Here is a 7,866-nt window from a genome sequence, read left to right on the forward strand (position 1 = left end):
CCTCACCCCCTGCCCCCCCCCCCCCGCTCTCCCTACCGCCCCACCCCCAACCCCCCCCCGCGCAAACCCCCGGGTGCGCCGCCCCCCGGCCGACGGCCTCGTCCGGCCGCGCGTCCTCCTCAGGGCTTGCGGGCGACTCCGCAGAGGGTCGAGGTGCTCGGCGTCTCGCCGAACGGGCTCGGCTCGGGGCGCCACTTCTCGCAGGCCACCACGCCGGGCTCGACCAGTTCGAAGCCGTCGAAGTACCCGGCGATCTGCTCGGGGCGGCGCAGCCGGTACGGGACGGCGCCGGTGTCGTCGTACTCCTGCTGCGCCTTGTTGTGGGCCTCGTCGGTGTCGGTGTCGTCGTACAGGGCGAGGTGGCTGCCGGACGGCAGGCCGCCCATCAGCGTCCGGATGATGTGCAGGATCTCGTCATAGGAGTCGACGTGCCCGAGGACGCCCATCAGCATCAGGGCGATCGGGCGGTCGAAGTCGAGCCTGCCCCGGGCGATCCGGAGGATCTGCTCGGGGTCCCGCATGTCGGACTCGATGTAGCTGGTCTCGCCCTCGGGACGGCTCGTCAGCAGGGCGTGCGCGTGGGACAGCACGAGCGGGTCGTTGTCGACGTACACGATGCGCGCCTCGGGCGCGACGCGCTGCGCCACCTCGTGGGTGTTGTCGACGGTGGGCAGCCCGGTGCCGACGTCCAGGAACTGGCGGACGCCCGCCTCCCCCGCCAGGTACCGGACGGCGCGGGCCAGGAAGTGCCGGCCGGTCCGCGCGATGTCCACGATCCCGGGATAGATGCTGACGTACTGGTCACCGGCCTCGCGGTCGACCGGGTAGTTGTCCTTACCGCCGAGCCAGTAGTTCCATATCCGCGCGGAGTGCGGAACGGAGGTGTCGATCGCGTTGACCGGGTCGTCGGCCATGGTCTTCTCCCTACTGTGCTCCACGGGTGGTCGCGCATAAAATAGATCATTCTTCTGGCGCCGCGACACCGACCGACGAAGCGAGGCCCTGGGTGTGTTTTCGGCGGCTTGCCGCGGTCGCGATAAGCCTGATATCGCTCGCCCTGCTCGCCGGCTGCGGCGGGGCACCGCCGCGGCAGCAGCGGGCGCGGCTCGAGGTCGTCCTCCTGGCCGGCGGCGGCGCCCGCGTCGATCTGTACGCGGCGGGACGGCTCCGGTCGGACGCCGACGTGCGGGCTCTCGCACGGCGGATCGCCGGGGCGCTTTTCCCGGGCGCCGAGGGCATCCGGGTCCGCACGAGAAAGGACCGCGGGGCGCCGTTCGCCCGCGCCGAGATCGACCGCGCGTACCGGACGGGACGCAGGCCGTTCCTGCGAATCGACACTTCAGGCGCGGCGCGCGAACTCGTCGCGCGGGGTTTCGACGACACGGCCATGAAATTGCGGCTTCCGCCGGTACCCGCAACGGTGCGTCCTGACATATCCGGAAATCACCTCTGGCACCTGCGCAAGGGCGTTCCGGCGCCCGTCCTCCGGATCGGCATGAGGCCGGAACCGGCCCGCTGGGCCGGCGTGATGGCGCTGCCCCTGCTGGGGGCGCTGGGCGTGGCGCTGGCCTTCTTCGTCCGGCGCCGCGCGCTGGCGGCGCCCGCGGCCGGGCTCGCCGTCGCCGCCGCCCTCCTGGCGCTTCCGCTGGGCGCGGGACGCCACGGCGCCGACCTCGGCGTCGCCGGCCTGCTCGGCGGGACGGCCCTGGACGTGGCGTCCGCCGCGCCGCTCACGGCGCTGCCCCTCGGCATGCCCGCCGCCATGCTGCTCGGCGCCATGCTGTGGGGCAGGACCGTCCGGAGCCTGCGCGGCCCCGGCGTCCGGAACGGGAACGAGGCGCCGCCGCGCGACACCGGCGTGTTCTGGTGAGCTTGCGCGTCACCGCATGCTCGCCCAGGGTCCATTGATCGTAAACTGAGGGTCATGTCCGGCGATCGCCCCTCATGCACCTGCGTGATGTGCCGTGACTACGGCGACCGCGACCGCCTCGACAACTTCCAGCTCCGCACGATCGTGCACATCACCCAGTACGGGTGGAGCGTCGTCCTCGTCCAGCCGGACGAGGACGGGCCCGGCTGGGCGTACACGGTCGGCCTGTGGCACAGCCACGGCGCCCCCGAACTCGCGCTGTTCGGAGGGGACGTGTACGAGACGGAAGAGATCCTCAACATGCTCGGCCGCGAGACCGCCGAGGGCCGCGGCCCCGCGGACGGCGAGCGCCGCGACGGCGTCGTGCGGGGGCAGCAGGCCGCCTTCCGGGACGTCGACCCGCACTGGTTCGACGGGCTGTTCGGCGGCGCCGTGGCGTTCTACCGGCGTCCGCCGCTGCCGATCCTGCAGGTCGTCTGGCCCAACGGGGACGGCCTGTTCCCGTGGCAGCCCGGCACCGACCTGCCGTTCCGGCACTCCCAGCCGTGGCTGTGGCTCCACCCGCGCCAGCACCCGGCCGGCGCCTGGACGCGGCGGCTGTCCGACCAGCGGTCCGAGTGGCGGCTCTGACGGCCACCGCACGCGCTGCCGGGCCACCGGGCCGCGAGAGCGTACGATCGGCGGGTGTACGGGCCGATCGCCGACACCATCCGCACCCAGCGCCTCGTCCTGGAGCCGCTGGCGGTCCACCACGCGGACGAGATGGCCCCCGTCCTGGACGATCCGCGCCTGCACCGCTACATCGGCGGCGAGCCCCTCACGCGCGAGGAGCTGCGCGCCCGCTACGCGCACCTGGTCGCGGGCCCGGCGCCCTACCACCAGGAGTACTGGCTGAACTGGATCGTCCGCCGCGCCCGGGACGGCCAGGCCGTCGGCTACGTGCAGGCGACGGTCGCCCCGGCGCCGCCGGGCTTCGCCGTGACGCCCGCCGCGGCCGGGTCGACGGTCACGCCGGGCCCGCCGCGGCTCGTCGCGTCGGTCGCGTGGGTGGTCGGCATGCCCTACCAGGGCTTCGGCTTCGCGACCGAGGCCGCCCGCGCGCTGATGGACTGGCTCGGGGCGCACGGCGTCCGCGACGTCGTCGCGACCGTCCACCCGGGCAACCTCGCGTCCGCGGCCGTCGCGTCCAGGATCGGGCTGCGCCGCACCGGCGAGACCCGCGACGAGGAGGTGGTCTGGCGCCTCCCCCGCGGCGCCGCGGCGGAATGACACGCGTGTGGTGAAAGGCCGCGGCGCGCGGGGAAGGGTGCGGGTAGGCCACAATCGACGGGCCAGGACGAACCGGCCGAGGGGTGGGGGAGCATGCGGGAGGTGTGGCCCGGGGACCCCTATCCGCTGGGCGCCACGTGGGACGGTACGGGCACGAACTTCGCGCTGTTCTCGGAGGTGGCCCGGCGGGTCGAGCTGTGCCTGTTCGACGCCGAGGGGCGCGAGACGCGGCGGGACCTGCCCGAGGTGGACGGGTTCGTCTGGCACGGCTACCTGCCCGGCATCGGGCCCGGCCAGCGCTACGGGTACCGGGTGCACGGGCCGTTCGACCCCCGCGAGGGGCACCGCTGCAACCCGGCCAAGCTGCTGCTCGACCCGTACGGCAAGGCCGTCGCGGGCGCCACGCGGCGCGAGCTGATCCGCTGGCACGAGGCGCTGTTCTCCTACCGGTTCGCCGACCCCGACGCGCTCAACGAGGACGACAGCGCCCCGTACATGCCGAAGAACGTGGTGGTCAACCCGTTCTTCGACTGGGGCGACGACCGGTCGCCGCGCGTCCCCTACCACGAGAGCGTCATCTACGAGGCGCACGTGAAGGGCCTGACGAAGCTGCACCCGGCCGTCCCGGAGGAGCAGCGCGGGACCTACGCGGGCCTCGCGCACCCGGTGATGATCGACCACCTCCTCGACCTCGGGGTGACGGCGGTCGAGCTGATGCCGGTGCACCAGTCGGTCCCCGAGCACGCCCTGGTGGCGCGGGGCCTGGACAACTACTGGGGCTACAACACGATCGGGTTCTTCGCGCCGCACAACTCCTACAGCTCCTCCGGGCAGTCCGGCGAGCAGGTGCTGGAGTTCAAGGCGATGGTTCGCGCCCTGCACGAGGCGGGCATCGAGGTCATCCTGGACGTCGTCTACAACCACACGGCGGAGGGCGACCACCTGGGCCCGACGCTGTCGTTCCGGGGCATCGACAACGCCTCGTACTACCGGCTGCGCGACGACGACAAGCGCTACCACCTCGACTACACCGGCTGCGGCAACTCGCTGAACGTCCGGAACCCGCACGCGCTGCAGCTCATCATGGACTCGCTGCGCTACTGGATCCTGGACATGCACGTCGACGGGTTCCGCTTCGACCTCGCCTCGGCGCTGGCCCGCGAGCTGCACGACGTCGACCGGCTGGCCGCGTTCTTCGACCTCGTCCAGCAGGATCCCGTCGTGTCCCAGGTGAAGCTGATCGCCGAGCCGTGGGACGTGGGCGAGGGCGGTTACCAGGTCGGCAACTTCCCGCCGCTGTGGACGGAGTGGAACGGCAAGTACCGCGACACCGTCCGCGACTTCTGGCGCGGCTCGTACGCGACCATGCCGGAGTTCGCGTCGCGGCTGACCGGCTCCTCCGACCTGTACGAGCACAGCGCGCGCCGCCCGTTCGCGTCCATCAACTTCGTGACGTGCCACGACGGGTTCACGCTCACCGACCTGGTGTCCTACGACCACAAGCACAACGAGGACAACGGCGAGGACAACCGGGACGGCACCGACGACAACCGGTCGTGGAACTGCGGCGAGGAGGGCCCCTCCCGCGACCCCGGGGTGCTCGAACTGCGGGCCCGGCAGCGCCGCAACTTCCTCGCGACGCTGTTCCTGTCGCAGGGGGTGCCGATGCTGTCCCACGGCGACGAGATCGGCCGCACGCAGGAGGGCAACAACAACGCCTACTGCCAGGACAACGGGATCGCCTGGGTCCACTGGGAGGACTCGGGCGACATGGAGTTCATCCGGCTCCTGTCGCGCCTGCGCCACGACCACCCGGTGTTCCGGCGCCGGCGCTTCTTCACCGGGACGGGCCGCGGCGCCGCCGCCGACATCGCCTGGCTGACCCCGGCCGGCGAGAGCATGACCGACCAGGACTGGAACGTCGGCTTCGCCAAGTCCCTCGGCGTGTTCCTCAACGGCGACGCCATCACCGAGCCCGACCCGCGCGGCCGCCGCGTCCGGGACGACTCGTTCCTCCTGCTGGTCAACGCCGGGTCGGAGCCGGTCGAGTTCACGCTGCCCGGCGCCGAGTACGGCGAGCGCTGGGAGTTCGCCCTCGACACCGCCGAGCCGGGCACGGTCGGCGACCGTCCCCGGCTCAAGGCCCGCGACGTCGTGCCGGTCGGGGACCGCGCGCTGCTCGTCCTGCGGCGCGGGGCGTGAGCCGCGGGGCTCACGCCCGGCCGACCTCCAGCGCGGTCAGGAAGACCAGGACGAACGTCGCGACCGCCACCGCGCCGTGGACGGCGACCGCCGCGGCCGGGAACGCCTGCTCCGCTCCCCTGGCGTGGCGGCCGCCGCGGCCGACGAGCCAGCGGGTGAAGAGCAGCAGTCCCTGGAAGATGATGACGAGCAGGGCCGCGAAGGCGACCCAGGCGTAGGCGGCGTTCCCCGTGACGACGTAGACGATCCACACGGCCAGTCCCGCGACGGCCGAGAGCGGATGCCCCACCACGACCAGGCGCGGGAACCGCGTCACCTTGGTCGAACGCCCCCCGTTGACCACCCACACGACCAGCAGGTACCCGCCCGCGACGGCGGCGATGATCCACGCGCCCAATGCGGCGTACTCCACCCCCGCTCCTTTCGTGAGATTCTCACCCGTCCCCCTGCCGCCTAGTGTCGCCTCCCAACGCTTCCGGCATGACGGATTCGTGCAGATTGGGGGACGGACCGTCACCGCCGGCCGGGTGCGGCCGGGGATTCCGGGAGCGCGCCGGCGTCGTCGCCGCCGGACGCCCGGCCCTGCGCTACGCCGGCAACCGGTAGCGGACGAACAGCACGCCCTCGTCCAGATAGAGGGCGGCCGGGTCGAGCGGCACCTCGGCGTCCAGGCCCTCCAGCAGGCGGGTGTGGCGCGCGCTTCCGAGGAGGGCGGGCGCGATGTTGAGGCACAGCTCGTCCACGAGGGACGCCTTGATGAGCGCGGTGGCCAGGGACGGGCCGCCCTCGCAGAGGAGATGCCCGTAGCCGAGGTCCTCGCGCAGGACCCTCACGGCCACGGGGAGGTCGACGTCGTCTTCGCCCTCGGCGACCACCTGGAGGTGGCCCGGGACCTTGGCCCGGGCGTCGCGAGTCGTCACGACGACGGTGGGCGTCTCGGCCTCGGTGAAGAGCGGGAGCGTCCAGTCGAGGTCGAGGGAGCGGCTCACCACCACGATCGGCGCGGGCGGCCCGCCGCGGCGCGCGCGGAGGTCGCCGCTCAGGCGCGCCGGGCCGAGGCGGCCCGTGCGGACGGTCCCGGCGCCGACGAGGATCGCGCCGGCCAGGGCGCGCAGGCTCCGGAAGACGCGGAAGTCGGCGGCGCCGCCGAGGCCGTCGGTCCAGCCCTCGGCGTCGGTGACGGAGCCGTCCGCGCTCATGACCATGCCGAGCCGCAGGCGCGGCAGGTCACCGTAGGCGTCGTAGGGATCGACGCCGCCGGCGGAGGGCTCGGGCAGCAGACGGCGCATGACCTGCACATTATCGGACCCCCCGGGGGCTCTTTTGTCGGTGCCGGGGCGCAAGATGGGGGGCATGGACCTGCCGATCAGCCCGCCGCTGCCGCCGATGCTGGCCAAGGCGGTCAAGACCATGCCCAAGGGCGACCTGCTGTACGAGCCGAAGTGGGACGGGTTCCGCTGCATCGTCTTCCGCGACGGCGACGAGGTGGAGCTGTCCAGCCGCGGCGAGAAGCCGCTCACCCGCTACTTCCCCGAGCTGGTCGAGGCCGCGCGGCGCGAGCTGCCCGAGCGGTGCGTGGTGGACGGCGAGATCGTGCTGCCCCGGGGGACGCGCCTCGACTTCGACGCCCTCCAGCAGCGCATCCACCCGGCCGCGTCGCGGGTCAAGCTGCTGTCGGAGCAGACTCCGGCGTCGTTCGTGGCGTTCGACCTGCTCGCCCTCGGCGACGAGTCGCTGATGGAGGTGCCGCTCGGAGAGCGGCGGCAGCGGCTCGTCGACACCCTGGCCGGTGTCAAGGCGCCGATCCACGTCACGCCCGCGTCCGACTCCTACGAGCTGGCGCTGCGCTGGTTCGACGAGTTCGAGGGCGCCGGGCTCGACGGCGTCATCGCCAAACCGCGCGACACCCCGTACGAGCCCGACAAGCGCGTCCTGTTCAAGGTCAAGCACGAGCGGACGGCCGACTGCGTGGTGGCGGGCTTCCGCTGGCACAAGTCGGGGCCCATCGTGGGGTCGCTGCTGCTCGGGCTCTACAACACCGAGGGCAACCTCCAGCACGTCGGCGTCGCGGCCTCGTTCACGATGAAGCGCCGCGCCGAGCTGGTCGAGGAGTTGCAGCCCTACCGGTTGGAGGATCTGTCCCAGCACCCGTGGGCCGAGTGGGCGAACCAGTCGGAGGCCACCGTCGACCGCATGCCCGGTGCGATCTCCCGGTGGACCGGCAAGAAGGACCTCAGCTGGGTGCCGCTGCGCCCCGATCTGGTGGTGGAGGTGGCCTACGAGGCGATGGAGGGCGACCGGTTCCGGCACACGGCCCGGTTCCGGAACTGGCGCCCCGACCGGACGCCCGGCTCCTGCACCTATGCCCAGCTGGAGGTGCCGGTGGCCTACGACCTCGACGACATCTTCGGGGGCCCGGCGACGAACCCGCGCGTGGACCGCTGAGGGCGGGCGGCCCGGCGCCGGTCCCCGATCGAGACCGGACGCGGGCGTTCGGCGACTTCTGGTCGCACATGATGGTCGCC

Annotated in this window: 8 protein-coding genes; 5 read left to right on the forward strand and 3 right to left on the reverse strand. The window is 72.8% G+C overall.

Going from position 1 to position 7,866, the window contains the following annotated elements; all coding sequences use genetic code 11:
• Positions 1-119 precede the first annotated feature (119 nt).
• A complete protein-coding gene (locus tag AB0C84_RS44775; RefSeq protein WP_179847494.1) occupies positions 120-914 on the reverse strand; it encodes an SAM-dependent methyltransferase in 795 nt (264 codons plus the stop codon).
• Positions 915-1,006: 92 nt separating this feature from the next.
• Here AB0C84_RS44775 and AB0C84_RS44780 point away from each other — a divergent pair, with 92 nt between their 5' ends.
• From AB0C84_RS44780 to glgX, 4 genes are all read left to right on the forward strand, one after another.
• On the forward strand, positions 1,007-1,870 hold the full coding sequence (locus AB0C84_RS44780) for a hypothetical protein (RefSeq protein ID WP_361078720.1): 864 nt from the start codon (positions 1,007-1,009) through the stop codon (positions 1,868-1,870).
• Between the two features lie 54 nt (positions 1,871-1,924).
• The gene (locus AB0C84_RS44785) at positions 1,925-2,500 is read left to right on the forward strand and encodes a DUF4262 domain-containing protein (protein ID WP_258939610.1); all 576 of its coding nucleotides are present in this window, start codon (positions 1,925-1,927) and stop codon (positions 2,498-2,500) included.
• 54 nt (positions 2,501-2,554) lie between these two features.
• Positions 2,555-3,139 carry a GNAT family N-acetyltransferase gene (locus AB0C84_RS44790; RefSeq protein WP_361078723.1) on the forward strand — a complete coding sequence of 195 codons (585 nt, stop codon included), beginning with the start codon at positions 2,555-2,557 and terminating at the stop codon, positions 3,137-3,139.
• Positions 3,140-3,232: 93 nt separating this feature from the next.
• Positions 3,233-5,341: a glycogen debranching protein GlgX gene (glgX, locus tag AB0C84_RS44795; protein ID WP_361078726.1), complete on the forward strand. Its 2,109-nt coding sequence runs from the start codon at positions 3,233-3,235 to the stop codon at positions 5,339-5,341.
• Positions 5,342-5,351: 10 nt separating this feature from the next.
• On the opposite strand, the gene AB0C84_RS44800 is transcribed toward glgX, so the two are convergent.
• A complete protein-coding gene (locus AB0C84_RS44800) occupies positions 5,352-5,753 on the reverse strand; it encodes a hypothetical protein (RefSeq protein ID WP_258939607.1) in 402 nt (133 codons plus the stop codon).
• A gap of 175 nt (positions 5,754-5,928) precedes the next feature.
• On the reverse strand, positions 5,929-6,630 hold the full coding sequence (locus tag AB0C84_RS44805) for a dihydrofolate reductase family protein (RefSeq protein WP_361078729.1): 702 nt from the start codon (positions 6,628-6,630) through the stop codon (positions 5,929-5,931).
• 64 nt (positions 6,631-6,694) lie between these two features.
• Between AB0C84_RS44805 and AB0C84_RS44810 the strand changes: the two genes are divergently transcribed.
• Positions 6,695-7,786 (forward strand): ATP-dependent DNA ligase, encoded by a 1,092-nt coding sequence (locus AB0C84_RS44810; RefSeq protein ID WP_361078732.1) that lies wholly within the window; start codon positions 6,695-6,697, stop codon positions 7,784-7,786.
• Positions 7,787-7,866 lie beyond the last annotated feature (80 nt).

The sequence above is a fragment of the Actinomadura sp. NPDC048955 genome, assembly GCF_040649435.1.
Lineage (GTDB): Bacteria > Actinomycetota > Actinomycetes > Streptosporangiales > Streptosporangiaceae > Spirillospora > Spirillospora luteofluorescens.